Annotated in this window: 20 protein-coding genes; 9 read left to right on the top strand and 11 right to left on the bottom strand. The window is 41.3% G+C overall.

Going from position 1 to position 24,686, the window contains the following annotated elements; all coding sequences use genetic code 11:
* Nucleotides 1-171: 171 nt before the first annotated feature.
* The 6 genes from FTU80_RS10225 to FTU80_RS10200 all read right to left on the bottom strand — a co-directional run bounded on the left by FTU80_RS10225 (nucleotide 172) and on the right by FTU80_RS10200 (nucleotide 7,492).
* Entirely contained in the window at nucleotides 172-1,197 is a 1,026-nt protein-coding gene (locus tag FTU80_RS10225; protein ID WP_180084962.1) for an enoyl-CoA hydratase/isomerase family protein, read from the bottom strand.
* Nucleotides 1,198-1,220: 23 nt separating this feature from the next.
* Nucleotides 1,221-1,994, bottom strand: coding sequence for an enoyl-CoA hydratase (locus tag FTU80_RS10220; RefSeq protein ID WP_180084961.1), 774 nt, complete (start codon nucleotides 1,992-1,994; stop codon nucleotides 1,221-1,223).
* 80 nt (nucleotides 1,995-2,074) lie between these two features.
* Complete coding sequence (locus FTU80_RS10215) at nucleotides 2,075-3,202, bottom strand: acyl-CoA dehydrogenase family protein (RefSeq protein WP_180084960.1); 1,128 nt, start codon at nucleotides 3,200-3,202, stop codon at nucleotides 2,075-2,077.
* A gap of 121 nt (nucleotides 3,203-3,323) precedes the next feature.
* Nucleotides 3,324-4,979: an AMP-binding protein gene (locus FTU80_RS10210; protein ID WP_180084959.1), complete on the bottom strand. Its 1,656-nt coding sequence runs from the start codon at nucleotides 4,977-4,979 to the stop codon at nucleotides 3,324-3,326.
* A gap of 80 nt (nucleotides 4,980-5,059) precedes the next feature.
* Nucleotides 5,060-5,959, bottom strand: a complete 900-nt coding sequence (gene mmsB / locus FTU80_RS10205; protein WP_180084958.1) for a 3-hydroxyisobutyrate dehydrogenase — start codon at nucleotides 5,957-5,959, stop codon at nucleotides 5,060-5,062.
* A 15-nt stretch (nucleotides 5,960-5,974) separates the two neighbouring features.
* Nucleotides 5,975-7,492 carry a CoA-acylating methylmalonate-semialdehyde dehydrogenase gene (locus FTU80_RS10200; protein WP_180054704.1) on the bottom strand — a complete coding sequence of 506 codons (1,518 nt, stop codon included), beginning with the start codon at nucleotides 7,490-7,492 and terminating at the stop codon, nucleotides 5,975-5,977.
* 163 nt (nucleotides 7,493-7,655) lie between these two features.
* On the opposite strand from FTU80_RS10200, the gene FTU80_RS10195 reads away from it, so the two are divergent.
* On the top strand, nucleotides 7,656-8,537 hold the full coding sequence (locus FTU80_RS10195) for a LysR family transcriptional regulator (RefSeq protein ID WP_078193328.1): 882 nt from the start codon (nucleotides 7,656-7,658) through the stop codon (nucleotides 8,535-8,537).
* 121 nt (nucleotides 8,538-8,658) lie between these two features.
* Nucleotides 8,659-8,817, top strand: coding sequence for a hypothetical protein (locus FTU80_RS10190; RefSeq protein ID WP_168379604.1), 159 nt, complete (start codon nucleotides 8,659-8,661; stop codon nucleotides 8,815-8,817).
* Between the two features lie 219 nt (nucleotides 8,818-9,036).
* On the opposite strand, the gene FTU80_RS10185 is transcribed toward FTU80_RS10190, so the two are convergent.
* Nucleotides 9,037-9,852, bottom strand: coding sequence for a hypothetical protein (locus tag FTU80_RS10185; protein WP_180084957.1), 816 nt, complete (start codon nucleotides 9,850-9,852; stop codon nucleotides 9,037-9,039).
* Nucleotides 9,853-10,049: 197 nt separating this feature from the next.
* On the opposite strand from FTU80_RS10185, the gene FTU80_RS10180 reads away from it, so the two are divergent.
* Nucleotides 10,050-11,474 carry a PLP-dependent aminotransferase family protein gene (locus FTU80_RS10180; RefSeq protein WP_180085090.1) on the top strand — a complete coding sequence of 475 codons (1,425 nt, stop codon included), beginning with the start codon at nucleotides 10,050-10,052 and terminating at the stop codon, nucleotides 11,472-11,474.
* A 120-nt stretch (nucleotides 11,475-11,594) separates the two neighbouring features.
* Nucleotides 11,595-13,031 carry an amidase gene (locus tag FTU80_RS10175; RefSeq protein ID WP_180084956.1) on the top strand — a complete coding sequence of 479 codons (1,437 nt, stop codon included), beginning with the start codon at nucleotides 11,595-11,597 and terminating at the stop codon, nucleotides 13,029-13,031.
* A 108-nt stretch (nucleotides 13,032-13,139) separates the two neighbouring features.
* Here FTU80_RS10175 and FTU80_RS10170 read toward each other — a convergent pair whose 3' ends face one another.
* From FTU80_RS10170 to FTU80_RS10155, 4 genes are all read right to left on the bottom strand, one after another.
* A complete protein-coding gene (locus tag FTU80_RS10170; RefSeq protein WP_180084955.1) occupies nucleotides 13,140-15,269 on the bottom strand; it encodes a TonB-dependent receptor domain-containing protein in 2,130 nt (709 codons plus the stop codon).
* A 369-nt stretch (nucleotides 15,270-15,638) separates the two neighbouring features.
* A complete protein-coding gene (locus tag FTU80_RS10165; protein WP_180084954.1) occupies nucleotides 15,639-16,940 on the bottom strand; it encodes a DcaP family trimeric outer membrane transporter in 1,302 nt (433 codons plus the stop codon).
* Between the two features lie 125 nt (nucleotides 16,941-17,065).
* Nucleotides 17,066-18,439: an MFS transporter gene (locus FTU80_RS10160; RefSeq protein WP_180084953.1), complete on the bottom strand. Its 1,374-nt coding sequence runs from the start codon at nucleotides 18,437-18,439 to the stop codon at nucleotides 17,066-17,068.
* Between the two features lie 191 nt (nucleotides 18,440-18,630).
* Nucleotides 18,631-19,545 (bottom strand): LysR family transcriptional regulator, encoded by a 915-nt coding sequence (locus tag FTU80_RS10155; RefSeq protein ID WP_180084952.1) that lies wholly within the window; start codon nucleotides 19,543-19,545, stop codon nucleotides 18,631-18,633.
* A gap of 281 nt (nucleotides 19,546-19,826) precedes the next feature.
* Here FTU80_RS10155 and catA point away from each other — a divergent pair, with 281 nt between their 5' ends.
* The 5 genes from catA (at nucleotide 19,827) to benD (ending at nucleotide 24,647) form a co-directional block, all read left to right on the top strand.
* Nucleotides 19,827-20,747, top strand: a complete 921-nt coding sequence (catA, locus tag FTU80_RS10150) for a catechol 1,2-dioxygenase (protein ID WP_180084951.1) — start codon at nucleotides 19,827-19,829, stop codon at nucleotides 20,745-20,747.
* 85 nt (nucleotides 20,748-20,832) lie between these two features.
* Nucleotides 20,833-22,230, top strand: a complete 1,398-nt coding sequence (gene benA / locus FTU80_RS10145) for a benzoate 1,2-dioxygenase large subunit (protein WP_078190863.1) — start codon at nucleotides 20,833-20,835, stop codon at nucleotides 22,228-22,230.
* A complete protein-coding gene (gene benB, locus FTU80_RS10140) occupies nucleotides 22,227-22,736 on the top strand; it encodes a benzoate 1,2-dioxygenase small subunit (protein WP_180084950.1) in 510 nt (169 codons plus the stop codon). The genes benA and benB overlap by 4 nt, the downstream gene beginning before the upstream one ends.
* A gap of 94 nt (nucleotides 22,737-22,830) precedes the next feature.
* Nucleotides 22,831-23,847, top strand: coding sequence for a benzoate 1,2-dioxygenase electron transfer component BenC (gene benC, locus FTU80_RS10135; RefSeq protein ID WP_180084949.1), 1,017 nt, complete (start codon nucleotides 22,831-22,833; stop codon nucleotides 23,845-23,847).
* A gap of 14 nt (nucleotides 23,848-23,861) precedes the next feature.
* Entirely contained in the window at nucleotides 23,862-24,647 is a 786-nt protein-coding gene (gene benD, locus FTU80_RS10130; protein WP_180084948.1) for a benzoate diol dehydrogenase BenD, read from the top strand.
* The last annotated feature ends 39 nt before the right edge of the window (nucleotides 24,648-24,686 follow it).

Here is a 24,686-nt window from a genome sequence, read left to right as displayed (position 1 = left end):
ACGTTGCATTTTCACGATGCTTGATTTGTATGATGATTTTCTTCATGAAAATCAATACTTTTAGATCTTATATGTGTTTAATTTACGCTGAGTCACTGGTTCATATCGAACATAAAATCAAATATGAATATTGACCAAGGGTTTGAACCGTTAAAAATATAAACCTACTGATTAAATAGATATTTCCTCCATTATTTTGTCTAAAGTCGGACTGGACTGTTGCCACTTTGGCTGTTTGTCTTTATCCACAATTAATGCACGCACACCTTCAACAATATCGCCATGTTGAAACCAAACGTCTTGTAAATGTCGTTCAATTTGCATGCATTGCTTCAGTGAAAGACCTCGACCTAAATGTTGGAGCTGTAAACTGATCCTTTTTGCGATTGGAGACCGTTGTTCCAAGGTATTGCGTATTTTTAACGCCCACGCTTGAGCATCATTATGCTGTTCATTTTCAAGACTATTTTCAATGGCATCAATGCTCTCAAAACCAAAATGCTTACGAATTAAATCTGCATTTTGACTGAGTTCACTTTCCGCTGGTCGAGTAATATATTTCGCAATCAATTGTTCAATATTTTCCTTGCTGAGTTGCTTAGAATTTCTTAAATCTTCTTCTAATTGAACAAGTTGCTCACTCGGAACATGGTAGTCAATCAAATCTAGGTATAACGCATCGCTGGCACTGATTTGATCGCCCGTAGTTGCCATGTACACACCAATATCATCCAAACGTGATAAAAAGTGTGTCGCAGCCACATCTGGGAAAAATCCAATGGCAGTTTCAGGCATGGCAAATCTAGATTTTTCGCTGCTGACAAGCACATGACATGCTTGGGCTAAGCCAAATCCACCGCCAAGTACATAGCCATCGAGTATGACAATAATGGGTTTTTCATACGCACGAATGGTATTCAGCATTTCATACTCAGCTTGAAAATAAGCTTGATGATCTTCTTTACCATTCATATAACTATCATAGAGATAGCGAATATCTCCACCTGCACAAAATGCTTTGGGACTATTTGAGCGAATAAGTACAGCATGAATATTAGTTTGATCAGCCCATAGCCCTAATTGCTGTTGAATCCCTTGAATCATTTCCAAAGACAAGGCATTTAAACTTGCCACGCGATCTAAACTGATTTGGCCTAAATGTCCATGTTCTTCAATCATTAAGTTATTTGTACTCATATCCGTATCATCCTTTTTTATTTTTAATTGTTTTTAAAATTGGCTTGGCGCTTTTCAACAAATGCTTGCATGCCTTCTTTTTGGTCTTGAGTTGCAAAAATCGAATGGAATGTTCTACGTTCAAAACGTAAACCTTCTTGCAAACTGACTTCAAATGCACGGTTAATTGACTCTTTGATCATCATGGTTGCGACTACAGATTTTTCGGCTATTTTTTCAGCAGCTTTTAAGGTCTTTTCGACCAACGCCTCTTTAGGGAAGACTTGAGCAACTAAACCACTCTGCTCTGCTTCTGCTGCGCCCATTTGTCTCGCAGTCAGACACATTTCCATGGCTTTGGCCTTACCAATAGCAAGCGTTAAACGCTGTGTCCCACCTATCCCTGGGATTACTCCCAATGTCACTTCTGGTAAACCAAATTTTGCATTGTCGGCACAGTAAATAAAGTCACACATGAGCGCTAACTCACAGCCTCCACCTAACGCATAACCACTGACAGCTGCGATTAGAGGTTTACGGCGCTGAGCAATTCGATCTGCCAGATGAAAAAAATCATCCAAATAAATATTCGGAAAACTCAGTTCAGCCATTTCTTTAATATCTGCGCCAGCGGCAAAGGCTTTTTCTGAACCTGTAATAACCATACAACCGATGGCAGGATCTCGATCTAAATCATCCAACGCCAAATTAAGGTCTTGAATTAATGTGCTATTTAACGCATTTAAGGCCTGAGGACGATTTAAAGTAATGAGTCCAACACCATTGTTTTTTTCGAGCAGAATCGTTTCAAATTGCATGTGATATCCCTATATATGTTCAATATTTATAAGTAGGCTTCGTCTGAAGCCTTGTCGTTTTAAATGTCTTAATGACCACGTTATAAGCTGCGAGCAATTACTAAACGTTGGATATCACTTGTGCCTTCATAGATTTGGCAAATACGTGCATCACGATATATACGCTCTATCGGGAAATCTTTGAGATAGCCATAGCCTCCAAAGACTTGTAATGCTGCGGAGCAAACACGCTCAGCCATTTCAGACGAAAAAAGCTTGGCCATAGACGCTTCATTTAAACAAGGCTGTCCTGCTTCTTTTAAACGTGCCGCGTGATAGACCAATTGGCGTGCGGCCTCTATTTCTGTTGCCATACTTGCCAATCGGAACGCAACTGCCTGATGTTCAAAGATCGGCTTTCCAAAAGTAATACGCTCTTTGGCATATCGGGTTGCTTCTTCTAATGCTGCACGTGCAAGACCAACTGCTTGCGCCGCTATACCAATACGACCGCCTTCTAGATTTGATAAGGCGATTTTCAAACCTTCACCTTCTTTTCCTAACATTAGGCTTTCATGCACTCGCACGTCTGTGAGTGCGATTTGGCAGGTATCTGAGGCATGTAATCCAAGCTTTTCTTCAGAACGAATCACTTCATAACCAGGTGTTTCTCTTGGGACAATAAAAGCACTCATGCCTTTTTTCCCTGCACTTGGATCAGTCACAGCAAAGACAATAATGACCCCTGCATTATGACCAGAGGTAATAAACTGCTTAGCACCATTAATCACCCATTCATTGCCATCTTTAACTGCACGAGTTTTAATGGCAGCAGCATCTGAACCTGTATGCGGCTCAGTTAATGCAAATGCACCGATCATTTTGCCTTGTGCTAAAGGCACTAAATATTTCTGCTTTTGTTCTTCTGTGCCAAATTTAGCAATAGGAACACAGCCTACAGAGTTATGTACACTCATAATGGTTGAGGTTGCCCCATCGGTCACGGCAATCTCTTCTAAAGCCATAACATAAGCAAGATTACCTGTGTCTGAACCACCCCATTCATCTGATACCAGCATGCCCAATAAACCCAGTTCACCCATCTGCGCTAAAGCCGCTTTGGGAAAGGTACCGTTTTTATCCCATTCAGCCGCTTGAGGTTTAATTTGTTCCTGTGCGAAACTGCGTGCCATGTCCTGAATTAATAATTGTTCTTCGGTAAATTGCATCTTATCTTCCTGTACATCAATCAATTGCTTTCATCCAGTTTGAAAATGACTAGAATTGAATGAAAGCTTGATTCCTGATCCTGATTGTTCGGCATTAATTAAGGGTTAATCGTTACGTCATTTAACTTGCATGCTGCGTGGATTGTTTTGCAATCTCTTGATTTCTTAATAAGAAGCGCTGAATTTTTCCGCTTGGAGTTTTCGGTAGTTCTTGAACGAACTCCACCAATCGTGGATAAGCATGTGCAGATAGGCGCTTTTTCACAAATTGCCCCAGCTGCTCCGCTAATTCTTCTGACGCTGTGACATGCTCAGCTAAAATCACAAAAGCTTTTACGATTTCTGTCCGATCTGGATCAGGCACACCAATGACCGCAGCTTCAATCACTGCATCATGCTCAAGTAAAGCGCTTTCTACATCGAATGGCCCGATACGGTAACCGGATGTTGTAATCACATCATCATTACGACCAACGAAGCTCATACTGCCATCTGCGTGTAATTCTGCGGTATCACCCGTGAGGTAATAATGCTTTACAAAGGGTGACTTACGACTTTCTTTATAGCCACCAAACCACATCATCGGTGATTGACTGATATCGACGGCAAGCACTCCCGGCGTTCCTGCAGCTAGCTCTTGCCCTTGTTCATCAACAACCGCCACGCGATATCCCGGACTGGCATAACCTGCGACACCTGCGCGAATATCATGTTGTAAGCCATGATGATTACACACCACCATACCAACTTCAGTCTGACCATAATGGTCAAAGATCGGTGCATCTAAAACTTGTTTAAACCAGCGGAACACTTCAGGGTTAAGCGGCTCACCAGCGCTACTGACGACGCGGAATTTCCCTTTGAGTTTTGCCATTTGTTCAGGATCAGCTGCCATCATCATCCGATACGCTGTCGGTGCGCCTGCAAGGTTCGTCACCTTGTAGTCATCTACGATCTGACACAAACTATCAATGCTAAAACCACCTTCGTAAAAGAGTGTTGCATGTCCCAGTAAAAGTGGCCCAGTGATTCCGTAATACAAACCATAAGCCCAACCCGGATCGGCAATATTCCAAAACGAATCATCTTCACGTAGCCCTACCGCATTTTTCATATATTGACCAAAAGCGATTAAGGCTTTGAGCGGGACTTCTAAAGGTTTTGCAGGACCTGTAGTACCTGAAGTAAACATCAAAAGAAATGGATCATTGATGCTCTGTAGGACAATTTCACAATCTGTAGACTGTGCTTTGACTTCATCCCAAAAGTTTAAATCTCCCTGTTGAATCCTTTGACCCGCTCGATCTGCAACAGTAACGATTTGGGGACAATGTGCAACTTCATCTAATTTACTGCGATTACCAACATCGCTAATCACCAATTTGCTTTGTGCAAGGTGTAAACGATGTTCAATGGCTTTGGGGCCAAAGGCGGTAAATAGCGGTTGATATACAGCACCTATTCGCCAAGCCCCTAAAATCACCACAAGTAATTCAACTGTACGGGGTAATAAACCCGATACACGATCACCCTTTTGCACACCCTGTGACTTTAAAAAATTGGCAAATTGGCTCGACCACTGTTGCAGCTCTGCAAAGGTATATTGTTCTTTCCGCCCATCTTTACCTTGCCAATATAGTGCGACCTTATTTTGATCAATCGCATGACGGTCGCAGCATTCATAACATGCATTTAATTGCTCTAAAGAGCCTGATAGCATTTCTTTGGCAGCATGATTTAAGTCAAATGCCTTTGCAACATCTTGATAATTCGACATCTTCTCTACCTCAGTCTCAATTTATTATTATTCCGACACGAGTGTTTGTATTGTTAGCCATCCCTAGGCTAGATTGGTGTTCAATGTGATTCAGCGTCCTTAGGTAAGTATTGCTGCACGATGCTTGAAAAATCTAAGTGTGCATTACCTTGTAAACATAGCTGTTGATACATTTGCTGAACCAGTCCGCCTAAAATAATCGGCTGTTTGACTTGTCCTGCGGCTTCTACAGCTAATCCTAGATCTTTCAACATCAACTGCGTTGCAAAACCATCGGTATAGCCACGTCCCGCAGGTGCATTTGCTGAGATACCCGGCCATGGATTACATACATCCGAACTCCAGCAACGTCCGCTCGAACTATTCACCACACCTGCTAAGGCTTGAGGATCAATCCCTAGACGCGCACCGAGCGCCATACCTTCAGCAACGGCTGCCATGGAAATACCAAGAATCAAGTTATTGCAAATTTTCGCAATTTGACCTGCACCCACATCACCACAATGCACAATGTTTTTACCCATGTGGCCCAATACCGCTTTGGTTTTTTCAAAGGTTTGATCATCTGAACCGACCATAAAGGTTAATGTACCTGCCTGAGCACCAATAGTTCCGCCTGAAACAGGTGCATCACAGATTTTTATCTGATGTGCAGCACCCGCCTCGGCTATATCCTTAATGGTTTGCGGATCAATGGTACTGCTATCGATACATAAGCTTCCTGCTTTCATTACCGCCAACACACCATCTTCACCCAAATACACCTCTTTGACATGCTTGGCAGCAGGCAACATGCTAATCAGAACATCTGCTTGTTTCGCTGCATCTTGTGGGCTGTGGCAAACGATGCCACCTGCTTCAGTAAAATGCTGAATCGCAATTTCGCTTAAGTCGAAACCGTAAACCGTAAAACCTGCTTTGAGTAGGTTTTGGGCCATTTTTCCGCCCATGTTTCCTAAACCGATAAAGGCAATATTCATCCTTGAACTCCTAAATTAACGTAGGTTAATGGTGGTATTCACTTCACCTTTTTCTTGTGTATCTTCGAACCAACGACTGGTGATGGTTTTAGTTTGTGTATAGAACTGAACTGCTTGCTTACCATATGGACCTAAGTCACCCAGTTTTGAACCACGCGATCCTGTAAAGCTAAAGAAAGGAACTGGTACAGGAATTGGAATATTGATACCCACTTGACCAATATCAATATCACTTTGGAATGTACGCGCGACTGCACCACTTTGTGTAAATAGTCCAACACCGTTGCCAAATGGATTGGCATTAATCAATTCAATCGCCTGCTCCAGAGTATCGACATGAATAATGGCTAATACGGGTCCAAAGATCTCTTCGGTATAGATGCGCATATCGGTTGAAACTTGATTAAAAATCGTTGCTCCGACAAAGTTTCCTTGCTCATAGCCAATGACTTGAACATCACGACCATCCAGCAGCAACTCCGCACCTTGCTCTACACCGCTTTGAATTAAATCCAGTACACGTGCTTTTGCGCGAGGTGAAATAACTGGGCCAATATCGGTATTCGGCTCATGCCCTGCATTGACCTTCAGCGTTTTGGCTTTTTCAACCAGTTCATTGACCCATTCTTTACTTTCACCAACCATGACAGCAACCGACAAAGCCATACAACGCTGACCTGCCGCACCGAATGCTGCACCAACGAGGGCATTTAAAGTTTGTTCTTTATTGGCATCCGGCATTACCACCACATGGTTTTTGGCCCCCATCATCGACTGCACACGTTTTCCATGCTGTCCTGCAAGGTTATATACATGTGTACCAACGGCTGTAGAGCCTACAAATGAAATGGCCTTAATAGCTTGATGTGTGCATAAACGATCAACAACGTCTTTACCACCATGCACTACGTTTAATACACCTGCTGGAATACCGGCTTCAATCGCAAGTTCGACAAGCATCATGGTCGATAATGGATCTTGTTCAGATGGCTTTAAAACAAAGGTATTTCCACAGACGATGGCCATTGGGAACATCCACAGTGGAATCATCGCAGGAAAGTTAAATGGCGTAATTCCTGCACATACACCCAAAGGTTGCTGCAAGGTATAGGTATCCACACCACGTGCAACACCTTCTATATATTCGCCCATTTGAAGTGTGCCAACCGAACACGCATGCTCAACGACTTCTAAACCACGTTGAATATCACCTTCAGCATCTGCAAGTGTCTTTCCTTGCTCAGCAGTCAGTACACGGGCAATGTCTTTCATATTGCTACGGATCAGATCTTGTAGCTTCAACATAATGCGCATACGTGCTTGTACGGGTGTTAAGCGCCAAGTTTTAAACGCCTCTTGCGCTGAAGCAATCGCTGCATCCACTTCTTCCATAGTCGCCATTGGAACACGACCCAAAACCTCTTGAGTTGCAGGATTTAGAATGTCTTGCCACTCTGTAGTGTTTGACTCTACAAATTTACCGTTAATTAATAATTTAGCCGTCGCTGACTGAATATTTGACATTGTGTTCATGACCTCTCCATAGGCACTTATTGTTTTGTACTGACTTAGAAAATATCCAAAAGCCTTATATTTATATTTTCCAATTCACTTCAAACTAGCAAAGAAAATTTTGACTACCAATAGAGATTCACGCACGATTGATGTGCAAATATGCACAGGGATGACAATAACAATGAAAGTAGACTGGGATCATTTACAGTATTTTTTGGTTTTGGCTCGTGCGAAAACCCTAACCAATACCGCCCGTATTATCGGTGTTGAGCACAGTACGGTTTCTCGACGTATACATGCGCTAGAACTGGCTTTAGGCACACCATTATTTAAACGTGAAGCCACAGGTTATGAGCTCACTTTAGAAGGTTTGGCACTGGTTCCTCGCGTTGAACAAATGGAACAGGCTTTTTTACAAATCGAAAAACCTAACCAACCTATGCAAGGTCGTGTGCGAATTGGCACACCCGAAGGGTTTGGAACAGCATTTTTGACACAGCTCTTGGCAGAATTGTCCAAAAAATACCCTCTATTGACTATCGACCTTATTCCTGTCCCGAAAATGATCAAACTTTCACATCGTGAAGCAGATATTGTTATTTCCATCGATCGACCGAAATCAGGACCTTATATTATTACTCGACTGGCAGACTATTGTTTAAAGATTTATGGCAGTAAAGAATACTTAAAAAACACGCAACCCATTCATACATTAGAAGATTTAAAATCACACACTTTTGTGAACTATATAGATGATCTAGTCTATAGCCCCGAACTGTATTGTTTAGAGCGCTTACCTATTCAGCTCAATGCCAACTTTAGAAGTAGTAGTATTTTGGCACAACAAATTGCCGTGAGTGCGGGTGCAGGATTGGCAATATTGCCCAAATTTTTGGCCGAGGAAAAACCCGAATTAGAACAAGTCTTGGCGCAAGATGTTCGTTTTGTGCATACCTTTTGGATGCTGACCCTAGTCGATTTACAGCATGAGCCGCGTATTAAACTGGTTTGGGACTTTTTGAGAAAAAGAACCGACCAATATCATAGTTTATTAATGGATTAAGTCAGGATGGCTTCTTCTAAACTATAACTGTTATAGAAATTTAGATGAATGTTGTATCTATGCTTTCAGGCGATATACCCCAATAATCACCTATAACCACTAGGGATTTAGAGTACATCTTATGAGCAATCAAGAGCCTAAAAAACCGCAAAAATATGCAGACAGTGAAATTTCAGATAAGGCCTTTAAACGTGCCATTATTTGGTTCTCGATCTATGTGCTTTTATTCTGTATTGGTGTAGCGTTTGTTGTTGGTGCAGATAATTCCTATCTACCTTAAGCGATAATCTATTCACTTATTGCAACTCGCTATTGCATGTATATCTTACATTTCATGTTTGCTCATGATCAGTTCATAAAGTATTAATCGGATCATTAGGCCAAATAAATTGGTTTAAATTTGAATTTAAAAAAAGCTTGTAAGTCTAGATTTACAAGCTTTTTGCATTTTTAAAGTGATCAATTCACAGCTATAAACTTAATTAGTCATCTTTATCGCTTATGCAGGACTCTGCTTTTTCACTTGGTGCTGTAGATGCGTTTGAATATATTCACCGTATACCGACATTTTTTCAAAGATGTGTTCTGAATAAAACATGTCTTCTACCAAGACTTGCGCACGGTCAAATTCATATAAACCTAATCGTTGTAAAATTTTCGCATTGATAAACGAAAACTTTTGGCATAAATCGATATATTGCTGATCTTTGTCTTTAAATAGCAGCTTTAACATATTGATTTTATTTAGATCAAAATCAATCGGTTCAGCTTTATCCGCCAAGACATGGATTTCAACATCTAAAAATTCAGCGAGCTGTTTTAATTTTTCTAAGTCGATATCTAGATGTGTAATACAAATGATTCTGGAAACTTTCGGATTACATAAGCTATTGATCAAACTAAAATAGAAGTATTCTGCTGGCGATAGTTGTTCATTATGTAGCTCAATGTAGACATTTAGTCCCGATAAAACATCATCAACTTTAAATGCGCTAAGTTTAGCCTCAGCATGATAATAACGATTCAATATCGCAACATTTTCAGGGCTTTGCGGTGTAGCGTAGATCACCTTCTGATTCAAATTTGCTAGGATAAATGGTGCAAATAAGAAAGCCGCATTTTCAGCCTTGGCGTGCATATGCTCCTGACAAATACTGACATAGCCCACTTGCTGTACTTGGCGCAAAATTCGACTACGTAACAGCACCGCTTCTAAATTAGTATGCTGTTGTTGCAGCAGATGCAGCGTTGAATCTGTCAATGGAACATCCACCAGTAAATGTTGTAACAGTTCTAATTCACTGGCTTTAAACATACTCAACTCCCTAACTTCCCTACCATTTGACGCCACAAGTGTTGTGGTCAATGCACCTTATAAAAAAATCAAGCTTAAAACTAGATACAGTGAATTTGAAAAAACATATAACAGTACAGACTCATCTGTTATAAAAATATAATGTAAAGTTTCTTTTACTGATATATTTATAACAGAATCTTGACTTGTTGATGACTATGTATAAATCGGAACAGCTCGCTCAGCACCTACGTCAACTGATTGAAAATGGCACTTTAAAAGCGCACGAAAAACTTCCGTCTTTACGTGAACAAGTGCAGTTGTCCGGTTTTAGTTTGATCACGGTCATGAATGCCTATCAGGAGTTGGAATCGCGTGGCTTAATCTATGCACGTGAAAAATCAGGCTACTATGTGGCGCAAGGTTTACTCGAAATAGAGGCTGAACAAACTCAGATCGTGTCCTTAAACACTCCTGTTGAAATTAACTCGCTAGTATTTAAGTATTTAAAATCAATACAAGATGAAAAAATCATTCCCTTGGGATCAGCCTTTCCAGCTCAAGACATTGTTTTTTCTAAAAAGTTAACCCAAATCATGGGGCAAATTTCCCGAAATCCCAAAAGTTACGATGCCATTGATAATCTTCCACCCGGTAATTTAGCCCTTCGTAAGTTGATTGCACAGCGTTATTGCATGCAAGGCATTGCCACAGATCCAGAGGATATTGTGATTACCTCAGGCTGTATGGATGCACTGAATCTTTCCTTACAGGCCATTGCCTCACCGGGTGATTATATTGTGTTACAGCAAAATATTTTCTATGGCGCCTTGCAAGCTGCAGAGCGCTTAGGCCTTAAAGTGGTGACCTTACCTGAACATCCACAAGACGGATTTGATTTAACCGCATTTGAACATATTTTAAAAACTTATCCCGTCAAAATTTGTTGGCTGATGCTGAATTCGCATAATCCTGTGGGCTTCACAGTGAGTGATGAAATCAAGCAAAAAATTGCCGTGTTATTACACCAATATCATGTGCATTTAATTGAGGACGATGTGTATGAAGAAATGCATTATGCATCCAAGAAACCCGTTTCAATGAAATACTTTGACCAAAATAATATGGTCTTACACTGCTCATCTTTTTCTAAAACGTTAGGTGCTGCATTTCGAGTGGGTTGGGTGCATGCGGGTAAATACTCTCAAGCGATTCAACACTTACAGCTTATGAGTACTATTTCCGTCAATACCTTATTGCAAAATGCCTTGGTGGAATTTATTTCAAATTATCATTATGAAAAACATTTACGGGTCTTAAGAAAAAGTCTACAGCAACATAAATTACAGTTTTACCGTTATTTAGAAAGCCGCCTACCGACTGGATGCAAATTACAATATCATCCAAGTGGTTATTTTCTTTGGTTAAAACTACCAGAAAATATTGAAAGCATGGCGGTCTATGAAGCCTTAATTCAACAGCAGATCGGTGTTGCTCCAGGCCGTTTATTTAACGTATCAGAAGCCAAAACTCAATATATCCGTTTAAATTGTTCCTTTGCATGGAAGGATGATATTCAACAGGCTTTAGATGCCCTCCTTAGTATAATCTCTGCACTTTCCTCAGATCAGATGAATATTTGACAATTTTTATTGTCATTATTATGCTCAAACAGATATTGTTCAAATACATATATTTGTTGTTGAGATAACACCGATTTCATTCAACATTTACCAAAATTCAAAAAACAAATGGGTTCGTTCATGGAAGATCAAAAACACAGTCAACGCATACATGCCTTTAGTTCGGATGTACTCACAGATCTGGATGCTGTGGGGATTGCACTGCTCATCAAATCTAAAGAAGCCTCCGTGCAAGAAATAACACAAGCGGCCATTGCACGTGCGGAACACGTCAATCCGCATCTAAATGCCATTGAACTGGACTGTTTTCAACGTGCTTTAGAGCAAAATCAATATGTTGATCATGGTCTATTTGCGGGCGTCCCTTTTTTCTTTAAAGATAATCTAGATTATCAAGGCTTGCCATCACGCCATGGTTCAAAGGCCATAGGTTCAAAACCAGCCGATCGTAATCCTCAAATTAGCCAACAAATCTTAGATCAAGGTTTTGTCGTATTAGGAAAATCTAAGCTCCCTGAATTTGGTCTAAATGCCAGTACCGAATATAAAGATGGCTCAGCCACCTATAACCCGTGGCATTTAAGTTATTCCTGCGGCGCGTCTTCTGGCGGTTCCGCAGCTCTCGTTGCAGCCGGTGTAGTGCCGATTGCACATGCCAATGATGGCGGTGGTTCGATTCGTATCCCTGCTGCATGCTGCGGTTTGATTGGATTAAAGCCTAGCCGTGGACGTACTTATGACAGTGAAGCAGCTGGCTCTCTTCCGATTAATATCATCAGTGAAGGTGTCTTAACCCGTAGCATACGAGATACTGCGCATTTCTATGCAGGAATGGAGTCAAGTTATTACAATAAAAAGCTGCCACGCATAGGCATGATTCATGGACCTTCTAAACGTCGATTACGCATAGGTTTAGTCCCGCAATCGATTACAGGGCAAATAGATAGCGAAACAACTGCAACCTTAATGCATAGCGCAGCACTCTTAGAAAAATTAGGTCATCATGTTGAAGAACTTCAATTACCTTTTTCCTTAAGCTTTGTTGAAGATTTTAGTGAATATTGGGGGATGTTGTCCTTTTTACTGAGTACCTTTGGCAAGAAAATCTTTGGCGCTGACTTTAACCCCAAAGAGTTAGATCACTTAACCGTTGGTTTATCGAAGTTGTATAAAAAAAACTTTTATAAAACCCCGCTATTTCTGTATCGATTAAAGAAAATGCAGCAACAATATCGTGAAATCTTTAAGCATTATGACGTTTTGCTATCGCCTGTACTTGCACATACCACACCTAAAATTGGCTATTTGTCACCTCAATTACCGTTTGACCAGTTATTTGAGCGTATACAGAACTATGTAACATTTACACCTATTCAAAATGTGGTGGGTGCGCCGGGTATGTCGATTCCTATGGGAGAAACGCAAAACGACGGACTTCCAATCAGTATGCAAATTTCAGCCGATGTCGGTGATGAAAAAACCTTGATTGAACTGGCGTATGAAATTGAAGAAGCTCAGCCATGGCGACGTATTCAAGATATGCCTCGTACTGCTTAACAACTCAATCAAAGATTTAAAAAAAGGGAGCTGATTGGCTCCCTTTTTTATTATCAAATCCGCAGCATAAGGCTTTTTAATTGTTCGCTGTATTTGAATATAAGATGCTTAATTAAAATGATACGTCAGTCCTGCATATACCGCCCGACCTTCACCCGGTGTTAAACGCGCAGGATCTTTGCCGGCATCGTTATAGCCCGGTGTCACGGTAGATGCATATTTTTTATTAGCCATATTTCTGAAATCCAACCAAGCCATATACTGTTTTTGCGGTTGAATATAGCCGAACGATGCTCCCCAAATTTGCCAATCTTTTGCGTAGAAACTATTGGCATAGTCGGTTGCGACCTTTGCGGCATAAAGTGTATTCACCGCAGCATAAAAGCCTAAAGGATGTTCGTATTTCAGTTCAGCCTGATAGATGTGTTTTGGTATACCTGCAAGCTCATTTTTTCCAAATACCGCATCATTTTTATAGTGAAAATCATTCAAGGTATAGGCTTGTTTTAGTTGAACCTGTCCATATGTATCATTTTGCCAAAGTGAACTGTTTAAACCGACTTCAATCCCCTGATGAACGGTGTCTGAAGCATTCGATTCGTAAATTATCGGATTAGGCTCTGGTTGGATTTCAACAGCCAACAGTTCATTTTTAACCTGTGAATAGTAATATGCAATATTCCACTCACCCAGTGCATGTTGACCACGCCCACCTAGTTCAAGAGTATTCGCTGTCTGACTATTCAAATGAATCGGAGCATTTTGGCGTCCCGTCGCTGCGCCACTTTCGTCGGGGAACTTTTGATCCGAACCCCAAATTAAAGCCCAAGGATGTGGTGCTTCTAAGCTTCGACTGACATTGGCAAAGAGCTGTGTTTCAGGTTGGATTTGATATCGAAAACCTAGCGATGGCAGGACATTCCATTCACGAATATTTTCTTTATGACTTTGCACAGGCCATGTCACTTCACTTTCACGATGGGTGTACGCCAATGCAACTCGACTATCGAGCCAAAACTGTGGGTGTAGTGCCAAGGCATTGGCATAATATAAAACATAGTCACCACCTTGATAGGTATAATGCCGCGTTTCTGTACCCGCAGCATAGGCGCCTTGCGCTACACGCAAGCGTTCAACGACCTGACCATCTGGCAAATGCGTGGTACTACGGAAACCTAAAGTATTTTGACTTTCATGCCCCCACAAGGTTCGGTCAAATTGGTAGTTAAATAAGGTACTGATATCGTCATAGTTTACATCAGTACTATATAACCCTTCTTGCAAATCCATCGGATAATGATGATAGGCCAGACCCAACTGTAAGCGATCACCGGAGTCCAAAGTCATATTGGTTTTATTCGCCAACCAAAGACTTCCTGACTGTGGACGATTATTATTCAGCGAGATATTTTGGGCTACTGCTTGTTTTGGATCTTGTTCAATCTGTTGTTGGGTTAGACGTCCCGGTGTTTGGTGTTTAGTTTCTCGGTAACGCAGATAAAAACGTGTATCTAGGTTAGGGTTTATTTTATATCCCACATTGGCCGATAAACCTTTGCTCTGGCTTGAAGCATGATCTTGAAAACCGTCATCATCACTTTGCGTTAAGGAAAGATAATAGTCTAAGTCGCCAATTTGTTGTCCTGAGCTAATTTCACTTTTTTGATAACCATGGCTACCCATTTCATGGTGCACTGACAATTTAGCTGCATTTTTTCCAGTTGGGCTAGCATAGTTAATTAGACCACCCAAGCTTAATGCACCACGTGTTAAACCATTAGCCCCCCGTAAAACCTCTATATGGTCTACCCACAGCGGCTCAAGCAGTTCATAAGGTGTTCCTCCTGGCCCTGTAAATGGCAAATCATCTAAGGTTACATACAACCCTGAAGCATGCGCCCCCGGTGCACGATTGATCCCCGAGCCACGTATCGACAGTTTCACCCCTTCATTTCCTGAAGATGCCGCGTATATCCCCGGTTGATTTTTAAATAAATCAGCATTTGTTCGCTTGGGTACATCTTGAATGTCTGCTGCAACGATCGCATTGGTTGCACCATTTACTTTGGTCAGTGCTTTTTTTATTTTTTCATCCATTGAACTTTGTTCAACGTTAATGGTGATTTCAGGTAATACATTGCTATCTGCAACACTATATTGTGCCATTGCAGTAAGCATCATCAGGCTTAAAAGCTTAAGTGACGTGTTGTTATATTTGGAAAATTGAGGGACATCCATGATTGCGTCTTCTAAGTGAAACGAATTTGACGGCAAGGATTGTAGTGTGTTTTATCATCATGTATGTATCAAAATATTTCAAAATTCATGATTTTTATCAATATTCTTCTTCGTATTTTTATATTCAAATGATTTGTTAAATGAAATAAAACAGATAATTATATTTTTTAGTCAAAAAATAAAAGTTTCTAAATAAGATAAAAGCCCTCAATCTGAGAAGATCAAGGGCGTGTATTGATTAAGAGTACGCATTGAAAGATTGTCGGAAAGTCAGATGTCAAAACCTGAACATACTTCCAATCACGCTCTCGTTAAATTGATATTGAAATTTCTAAGGCAATTTAAATTAAACTATTCTCTGTAATAGCATTAGAAGTTGTACATCGCGACCGCATTAATTCGGTTATCTTCCCCCTTAGTACTGCCATTTGGTGCGGCGCCAAAAGCTTCACGTTCACCATAGACATACTCCAGACCTAAACTAATCGGCTTAACAGGGCTGTAAAATACATTTGCCCATGCTTGCCACAAGTTTTTATTGGCCTTGGTTTTATCGACTAATGAGTTGACATAATCTGCATTGTTATCTGCTTTCATATAACCATAGCCCAATGTTCCGCGCCATTGTGCTGAAATTTGTTGAGTTAAACCTACTGTAATCGAGTCAAATTCATTGGTGGCGATGATGTCTTTATCCGCATTGGTCACAAAACCTTGGTTGGTCCATGACACAAAACTACTGTCGCCTTTGACATGGTAATAATCCGCTTTGAGCACTGTTTTATCCGTCAAATCTAGCTTTGCGCCCAGACCAAGTCCCCATGCGGTTTCTGTATCCGTATCCGTTTTCTTTTCAGCACCCATCGCACGTGCGCTCAACATGAGTGTATCTGTCATTTTATGGTTTAACCGCGCTGTTAATGCAGGCAAACGCATATTTGAACTGTCATCCTTAGAATCTTCTGCTGCAAGCACAAGATTTGTCTCAGGACTAAATTTGTGACTATAGCGAACTTGCGGTGTACGTTTAACAGCACCACCAACATAGCCCAATGCATCAATAGTTTCAGGCATATAATCAGGTACAGCAAAGTTAGACCATGTTTGCCCCACCAACCAATCACCATAAGTTAAATAGGCATGACGAATCCTCAGTCCATCATTTGCACCCAAAAAGTCGACTTCAATTTTACCGCCTACATCGCCCACTTGAGTCGGCGTTTTAAAGTCTAGGCCTAAACGTGTGGCAGCAAGTGTTGCTTTTAAACGATCTGAACTTTCAGCATTCCCTTCTAGCGGAACACTATTCATTTGGTTATACAGGCGAGATAAGCTGCCGCCTTCTGCCTGATAAGATGCATCTGCACGCACATTGCCATACAAGCTAAACTCAGCGCCCGATTTGGTATTTAAACTCAGGCTCGGTGTTTGAGTCTGTGCAGCAACTACAGGTCGTTGTTTTACGTCTTTGATTTCACTCGACAAAGTGTTTTGCTGTTGAACATATTGCTGCATCATGGCTTTTAATGCTTTGACTTCATCACGCAACTGTTCAACTTCAGCTTCGCTGACAGCCGCGTGTGTCCACATGGGGAACACGGCTGCACAAGCCAGTATCATCGGTTTCATTTTAAAGGTTTTTTTGACTAAATTTAGCTTTTGAGTTTTCATCCTGACCTCGATTTGGGCGATGCCCTTTCCTTATTTTTTGTCACAATTTCCCACTAGTCTTCATGCTGTGCATCAGGGCCTGGAAACTAAAATTTTGGGGTAATGTTAAATCTTTAAATACCGGCTTAATTCGCTGGATTTTTAATGGCTTGTGTATTGATCTTTCGTGATTGACCTTGAGTAGATGCCTCTACTGACGCTTGTAAATTCACCATAAATATTGCTAAAGAAGCAATGACACCGGGAATAGCAATCACCAAGAAGTTCATTTGATGCGGCAAATTCATGGTTAACAGCGCACCAGTAAGTACCGGTCCAACGATTGCACCAATTCGTCCAATGCCCGATGCCCAGCCCATACCTGTAGAACGTACAGTGGTTGGGTAGTATTGTGCGACAAAGGTATAAAGTAAGATTTGTGAACCGATGGTAGCTGCGCCTGCTACAGCAATTAAGGTATACAGAACCATTTGCGGACTGTTAAAGCCCAGTAAGATTAAAGCCAATGCGCCACACATGAACATGATGCTCAGTACTTTCTTGATATGGAATCGGTCTGCCAAAGCACCACCACCAATAGCCCCTACCATTCCACCAATATTCAGTGCAAAGAGGAAAATCATACTTGCACCAAGCGAATAGCCGGCTTGAATCATCAATTTTGGTAACCAACTTCCAAGTGCATAAACCATCAATAAGCACATGAAAAATGCAATCCAGAACATGAACGTACTGAAACTACGACCTTGTTGAAATAATGCTTTTAATGGTGCTTTGTCTTCTTCAGAAACCTCATTGAGTACAAATTGAGTATCTGTTGTGAGGACTTGTTCAGGGGCAATTTTTGAGACAATCGTTCGAGTCGTATCTGTTTGATGCTTTGAAGTTAAATACATCAATGATTCAGGGAGGAATTTCCAGATTAAAGGCAGTGCAAGACATGGAATAATCGCAATATAAAACATGATTTTCCAGCCATATACTGGCACTAACCAAGCTCCCAATAACGCTGAAGCCATACCACCAATGGCATAACCACTAAACATCAGTGCAACTAAGGTACTGCGTATACGTTTTGGCGCGTATTCTGTCATTAATGCCACAACGTTCGGCATAACGCCACCGATGCCTAGACCGGCAAGAAAGCGTAAAATACCAAACTCGACTGGCGTACTTGCAAAAGCGCCGCAGAAGATAAAACCACTAAAAATACCGACACAGATCATAATGGTTTTTTTACGACCAATTTTATCGGACAGTGTGCCAAAACACATGGCACCAAACATCATGCCAAATAAAGCCGTACTTGCCAGTAAGCCGGCTTGTACCGCAGATAATGACCACTCTTGCATCAACAACGGTAAGGCAACGCCATAGATCACCAAGTCATAACCGTCAAAAATAATAATCAAAAGACACCAAATCAAAACACCCCAATGAAATGGCGTAAATTTGGCTTCATCAACCAAGGTATTAATATTAATTTTCTGGTTTTGCATAGCCCACCTCCTAATTGTGAAGCTTGTAAAATTCGCTTTTCACAATGAATAAGTCGGTGCTTAATGTCCAAAACCGATTAGGCATGTTTGTATACCTAAAAAGTTGAATACAAATTAATCCCTTGATTCCGCTTTATTTAAATAGATCATTTCATATGTGCAGTTCATCTGAACGTCTAGCGACAGCATACTCAAAACACAGCACGATCATAAGGAATCGCTTCCAAATCATATACTTGATAAACACTATCAAATAAACCACGAATATCTTCGCTCTCATCCATATGACGCACAGCCATAAATACAGGGCTAATCGCGGCTTCATCTAAGATAGGAACAAAGGTTAAATGTGTTAATTGCACACTTTGGGCACTCATTGGAGTGATACAAACCCCTTCATTAGCTGCAACAAAGCCTAGTGCCAGTTGTAATTCACGTACTTCACGTACTTTTTTAGGTTCCAAACCATACTCTGAAAATATGCCACGCACCTGGGTCGAAAAGTTTGGTTTGTTGTGATTTGGGTAAAAAATCAATGGTTGATCGATCAGATCTGCGAGATATACCCCTTCCTTTTTTTGTGCCAATGGATGACTAGCATGTAAGGCTACCACTAAGCGTTCTTCACGCAGTAAAACCCGTTTGATCGCGGGGTCTGAAATACGCAAACGCCCAAAGCCGACATCTATACGACCTTCTTTTAATGCTTTAATTTGTTCAGTGGTCGCCATTTCCTCCATTTCTATTTTTAAATGTGGATGTTGTTGTTTAAATAAATACAAAATATTCGAAAGTAAACCAAACAATAAAGAGCTCACAAAACCGATTGTCACGGTCCGTTCTGTTAAACCGATTCGTTTCGTCATTGATTTAATTTCTTCTGCATTAGACAAAAGTTTTAAAGCATGATGATAAAAAAACTGACCTGCTTCTGTAGTCTTAAGCGGACGGCTACCTCGTTCAAATAACTGAATTCCAAGCTCATGTTCCAAATTTTGAATCTGCCGACTCAAAGGTGGTTGAGCTATATATAGTTTTTCTGCCGCTTTGGTAAAACTCTGCTCTTCAACCACTGCGACAAAGTATCTTAAGTGTCTTAGTTCCATGGCCATCAATACCTATTAAGTATAATAAAATGCAAATTTGATCTTCGACGTGAAGATTTTATTCTTTTAAGGTATATCACATAGACAGGATTAAGCAAATTTAATCCCATCCAACAGATCAAAAACATCGTGCAGCGCATTACCTGAAAGAGGCTTCAACCGCTACACGAAACAACTTAAAAAGTATTGTTAGACAACCAAACAAGGAACGTGGCAGCCAAAGACCTCTTTTATCGAGTGATAGCCACCCAAACTTAAATGCATACTTAAGGAGATATAGTATGAACAGTCAAGAGATTGATGTTCTGGTTAAACAAATGAACGTAGATACAGCGACAGGGCCTGTTGACCAACGTGTACAGCAAGTTGTGGTACGTTTATTGGGTGATTTATTCCAAGCGATTGAAGATCTAGATATTACTCAAACTGAACTATGGAAAGGTCTAGAGTATTTTACAGACGCGGGTCAAGCGAACGAATTGGGTCTTTTAGCCGCTGGTTTAGGTTTAGAGCACTATCTAGATTTACGTGCCGATGAAGCTGATGCGAAAGCAGGTATTACAGGTGGTACACCACGTACCATTGAAGGCCCTTTATATGTGGCTGGCGCACCTGAATCAGTGGGCTTTGCTCGTATGGATGATGGTACGGAAACCGATAAAATTCCAACACTGTTTATTGAAGGTACAGTAACAGATACCGAAGGCAACATCATTGAAGGCGCTAAAGTTGAAATTTGGCATGCCAACAGCCTAGGTAACTATTCTTTCTTTGATAAGTCTCAATCTGACTTTAACCTTCGCCGTACGATTCTTTCTGACCAAGACGGTAAATATGTTGCACAAACTACGATGCCCGTTGGTTATGGCTGCCCTCCAGAAGGTACAACTCAATTTGTTTTAGACAAATTAGGCCGTCATGGTAACCGTCCATCACATGTTCATTATTTTATCTCTGCACCGGGTTACCGCAAGCTAACTACTCAATTCAACATCGAAGGTGATAAATACCTTTGGGACGACTTTGCCTTTGCAACTCGTGATGGTCTGGTGGCAACTGCTGTTGATATCACAGACGAAGCTGAAATTGCACGTCGTGGTCTAAACCAACCGTTTAAGCACATTAGCTTTAATGTTGAGTTAGTTGAAGAACAAGCTGCTGCACCAAATACTGAAGTAGATCGTCGACGCGCTAGCGCTTAATTACTCAATCTAAGGAAGCCGAGCTGTCTCATCCAAGTTTGACAACTCGGTGACTATCCCCTCATTGGACAGTCGGAGAATGGACATGCCACGTATTCCTGTAATTAACACCAGCCATCTAGATCGTATTGATGAACTTCTTGTCGATAATTTTGACACTGGTGAATTTAAATTGCACCGCTCAGTATTTACTGATCAAGCGTTATTTGATCTTGAAATGAAATACATTTTTGAAGGTAACTGGGTGTATTTGGCGCATGAAAGCCAAATTCCAAATAACAATGATTATTACACGACTCATATCGGTCGCCAGCCGATCATCATTGCACGTAACCGTAATGGTGAACTGAATGCCATGATCAATGCCTGCTCACACCGTGGCGCACAGTTATGTCGTTATAAAAAAGGCAACAAAGCAACCTACACCTGTCCATTCCATGGTTGGACTTTTAATAACTCAGGTAAATTGCTCAAAGTTAAAGACCCTGCTGAAGCTGGTTATTCAGATTGCTTTAACCAAGATGGTTCACATGACTTGAAAAAAGTCGCGCGCTTTGAAAGTTATAAAGGCTTTTTATTTGGTAGCTTAAATCCTGATGTGCCAAGCCTTGAAGAATTCTTAGGTGAAACCACCAAAATTATCGACATGATCGAAGGTCAATCTGAAAACGGTTTGGAAGTTTTACGTGGTTCATCTACCTATACCTATGAAGGTAACTGGAAACTGACAGCTGAAAATGGCGCAGATGGTTATCACGTTTCAGCCGTGCATTGGAACTATGCAGCGACCACTCAGCACCGTAAAGAAGCGCAAGCAGCAGATAATATTCGTGCCATGAGTGCGGGTTCTTGGGGTAAGCAAGGCGGTGGTTCTTATGGTTTTGACAGTGGTCACATGTTGTTGTGGACCCAATGGGCTAACCCAGAAGATCGTCCAAACTTTAGCAAAGCCGATGAATATACCGAAAAATTTGGCGCGCCGATGTCGAAATGGATGATTGAACGTTCACGTAACCTATGTCTTTATCCAAACGTTTATTTGATGGATCAATTCGGTTCACAAATTCGTGTTTTACGCCCGATTTCTGTCAATAAAACTGAAGTTACGATTTATTGTATAGCCCCTGTTGGTGAAGAGCCAGAAGCACGTACACGTCGTATTCGTCAATATGAAGACTTCTTTAATGCCTCAGGCATGGCAACACCCGATGATTTAGAAGAATTCCGTGCCTGCCAAGCAGGTTATGCAGGGATTGAACTGGAATGGAACGACATGTGCCGTGGTTCAAAACACTGGATTCATGGACCGGATGATGCAGCCAATGAAATTGGATTAAAACCACTATTAAGTGGCATCAAAACCGAAGATGAAGGTCTTTACCTTGCTCAGCATCAATATTGGTTAAAAACCATGAAACATGCCATCGCTGAAGAAAAAGAATTGGCAGAACAAGTCGCAAATGAACAAGGAGATGTCGCATGAATGCAACTGCACATTTAGACAGCGTAAGCATTGAAGCTGTATCTCAGTTCCTCTACCGCGAAGCGCGTTTTTTAGATGATGAAAAGTGGGATGAGTGGCTAGAGTGCTATGCCCCATCTGCATCATTTTGGATGCCGGCTTGGGATGACGATGACCGCCTAACGGAAGATGCGCAGTCTGAGATTTCTTTGATTTATTATCCAGACCGCCAAGGTTTAGAAGACCGTGTCTTCCGCATTAAAACTGAGCGTTCATCTGCCACGATGCCAGATACCCGAACCAGCCACAACATTAATAACGTCGAGATTATTGAACGTGATGGTGACAAAGTAACGGTGCGTTTTAACTGGAACACCTTAAGTTTCCGCTATAAAACCAACTATAGCTACTTTGGCATGTCACGTTATGAAATTGATTTTTCAGGCGAGCAGCCAAAAATCCTTAGCAAATATGTTGTTCTGAAAAACGATTATATCAACCAAGTTATTGATATTTATCACCTCTAAAAGCTTATTTTACTAAGCAAGGTTTTACTTTCAGCCAGAAGGATATTTGGCTGAAAGGACACGTTATACCAGATTTTCAAAAGGATATTCAGCCATGTCAAACCATAATGTTGCACTTCAATTTGACGATGGCGTTACTCGTTTTATTAGTGTTGCTCAAGGTGAAACCCTATCCGACGCAGCCTATCGTCAAAAAATCAATATCCCTCTAGATTGCCGTGATGGCGCATGCGGGACATGCCGTGCATTTTGTGAGTCGGGTACTTACGACATGCCTGAAGAATCTTATATCGAAGATGCTTTAACCCCCGAAGAAGCTGAGCAAGGTTATATTTTAGCTTGCCAATGTCGTCCAAGTTCAGATGCTGTTTTCCAAATTAGTGCATCATCTGACGTGTGTAAAACTGAAATTCATGAGTTTCAAGGCACATTGTCTCGTGTTGAAAATATGTCGGATTCTACGATTACCTTTGATATTCAACTGGATGAAGGTCAACCTGACATTAACTTCTTGGCAGGTCAATACGTCAATGTCGGCATTCCGGGGACTGAAGAAACTCGTTCGTATTCGTTTAGTTCAAAGCCGGGCAATCGTTTAACAGGCTTCGTGGTTCGTAATGTCCCTGAAGGAAAAATGAGTACTTTCCTAAGTGCCGATGCGAAAGCCGGCGACAAAATGACCTTCAAAGGACCTTTCGGTAGTTTTTATCTGCGTAATGTCGTCCGCCCAGTGGTCATGCTTGCAGGTGGTACAGGTATTGCGCCGTTTATGTCCATGTTACAAGTGCTTGAAGAAAAAGGTTCTGAACAACCTGTTCGTCTTGTATTTGGCGTAACCAATGAGTTTGACATCGTGGCAAAAGACAAGCTCGATGAATTACAAAGCAAACTCCCTTGGTTCGAATACCGTACTGTGGTCGCTCACCCTGAGTCACAGCATGAACGTAAAGGCTATGTGACCAGTCATGTTGAAAAAGATTGGTTAAACAACGGCGATGTAGATATTTATCTCTGTGGTCCTGTGCCGATGGTTGAAGCTGTACGTGGCTGGTTAGATACAGAAGGCGTTAAACCTGCAAACTTCTTGTTTGAAAAATTCTCAGCGAATTAAGGGAGAATAGTTTAATGTCAGAACAAGCCAGATTTAGCAATAAAGTTGTGATTGTAACCGGTGCCGCACAAGGTATCGGTCGTGGCGTCGCACTACAAGTGGCCCGAGAAGGCGCTCAAGTGGTATTGGCAGATCTCTCAGATTTTGTTGAAGATACACTGAACGATATTCAAGCCCATAATGGCGATGCCATTATTGTTAAAGCCAATCTTGAAACATATGCAGGCGCTCAATCAGTTGCTACCCAAGCCATTGAAAAATATGGCCGAATTGATATCTTGATCAATAACGTCGGAGGTGCGATTTGGATGAAGCCCTTCCAAGAGTTTTCAGAAGAAGAAATCATTAAGGAAGTTAATCGTTCATTATTTCCAACTATGTGGTGCTGCCGAGCCGTGTTACCTGAAATGATTAAAAATCAGCAAGGGACGATTGTGAATGTATCTTCTATTGCAACCCGTGGTATTAACCGTGTGCCATATTCAGCGTCAAAAGGTGGGGTCAATGGCTTAACCGCTGCACTCGCTTTTGAGCATGCAAAAGAAGGTATTCGAGTCAATGCCGTAGCCACAGGTGGCACAGAAGCACCACCACGGAAAGTACCAAGAAACGCCAACCCATTGTCAGATCATGAAAAACAATGGATGCAAGATGTAGTCGATCAAACCATTGACCGTACATTCTTGGGGCGCTATGGCACAATTCAGGAACAAGTCAATGCCATCCTATTTTTGGCATCCGATGATTCATCTTATATGACAGGAACAGTCGTCCCTGTTGGTGGTGGAGATCAAGGTTAATCTCTAAAAATCATTGGTTAAATTCAACAGGCTCATTGA

It is taken from the genome of Acinetobacter sp. YH12145 (assembly GCF_013418335.1).
Lineage (GTDB): Bacteria > Pseudomonadota > Gammaproteobacteria > Pseudomonadales > Moraxellaceae > Acinetobacter > Acinetobacter amyesii.
Note: the sequence above shows the minus strand (reverse complement) of the source record. Positions and strands in the feature narration are given on the sequence as shown.

What these genes read in the sequence shown, in the direction of transcription:
- FTU80_RS10225 (WP_180084962.1), bottom strand. Translation starts at nt 1,197, where the DNA reads ATGAGTACAAATAACTTAATGATTGAAGAACATGGACATTTAGGCCAA.
- FTU80_RS10220 (WP_180084961.1), bottom strand. Translation starts at nt 1,994, where the DNA reads ATGCAATTTGAAACGATTCTGCTCGAAAAAAACAATGGTGTTGGACTC.
- FTU80_RS10215 (WP_180084960.1), bottom strand. Translation starts at nt 3,202, where the DNA reads ATGCAATTTACCGAAGAACAATTATTAATTCAGGACATGGCACGCAGT.
- FTU80_RS10210 (WP_180084959.1), bottom strand. Translation starts at nt 4,979, where the DNA reads ATGTCGAATTATCAAGATGTTGCAAAGGCATTTGACTTAAATCATGCT.
- mmsB (WP_180084958.1), bottom strand. Translation starts at nt 5,959, where the DNA reads ATGAATATTGCCTTTATCGGTTTAGGAAACATGGGCGGAAAAATGGCC.
- FTU80_RS10200 (WP_180054704.1), bottom strand. Translation starts at nt 7,492, where the DNA reads ATGAACACAATGTCAAATATTCAGTCAGCGACGGCTAAATTATTAATT.
- FTU80_RS10195 (WP_078193328.1), top strand. Translation starts at nt 7,656, where the DNA reads ATGAAAGTAGACTGGGATCATTTACAGTATTTTTTGGTTTTGGCTCGT.
- FTU80_RS10190 (WP_168379604.1), top strand. Translation starts at nt 8,659, where the DNA reads ATGAGCAATCAAGAGCCTAAAAAACCGCAAAAATATGCAGACAGTGAA.
- FTU80_RS10185 (WP_180084957.1), bottom strand. Translation starts at nt 9,852, where the DNA reads ATGTTTAAAGCCAGTGAATTAGAACTGTTACAACATTTACTGGTGGAT.
- FTU80_RS10180 (WP_180085090.1), top strand. Translation starts at nt 10,050, where the DNA reads ATGTATAAATCGGAACAGCTCGCTCAGCACCTACGTCAACTGATTGAA.
- FTU80_RS10175 (WP_180084956.1), top strand. Translation starts at nt 11,595, where the DNA reads ATGGAAGATCAAAAACACAGTCAACGCATACATGCCTTTAGTTCGGAT.
- FTU80_RS10170 (WP_180084955.1), bottom strand. Translation starts at nt 15,269, where the DNA reads ATGGATGTCCCTCAATTTTCCAAATATAACAACACGTCACTTAAGCTT.
- FTU80_RS10165 (WP_180084954.1), bottom strand. Translation starts at nt 16,940, where the DNA reads ATGAAAACTCAAAAGCTAAATTTAGTCAAAAAAACCTTTAAAATGAAA.
- FTU80_RS10160 (WP_180084953.1), bottom strand. Translation starts at nt 18,439, where the DNA reads ATGCAAAACCAGAAAATTAATATTAATACCTTGGTTGATGAAGCCAAA.
- FTU80_RS10155 (WP_180084952.1), bottom strand. Translation starts at nt 19,545, where the DNA reads ATGGAACTAAGACACTTAAGATACTTTGTCGCAGTGGTTGAAGAGCAG.
- catA (WP_180084951.1), top strand. Translation starts at nt 19,827, where the DNA reads ATGAACAGTCAAGAGATTGATGTTCTGGTTAAACAAATGAACGTAGAT.
- benA (WP_078190863.1), top strand. Translation starts at nt 20,833, where the DNA reads ATGCCACGTATTCCTGTAATTAACACCAGCCATCTAGATCGTATTGAT.
- benB (WP_180084950.1), top strand. Translation starts at nt 22,227, where the DNA reads ATGAATGCAACTGCACATTTAGACAGCGTAAGCATTGAAGCTGTATCT.
- benC (WP_180084949.1), top strand. Translation starts at nt 22,831, where the DNA reads ATGTCAAACCATAATGTTGCACTTCAATTTGACGATGGCGTTACTCGT.
- benD (WP_180084948.1), top strand. Translation starts at nt 23,862, where the DNA reads ATGTCAGAACAAGCCAGATTTAGCAATAAAGTTGTGATTGTAACCGGT.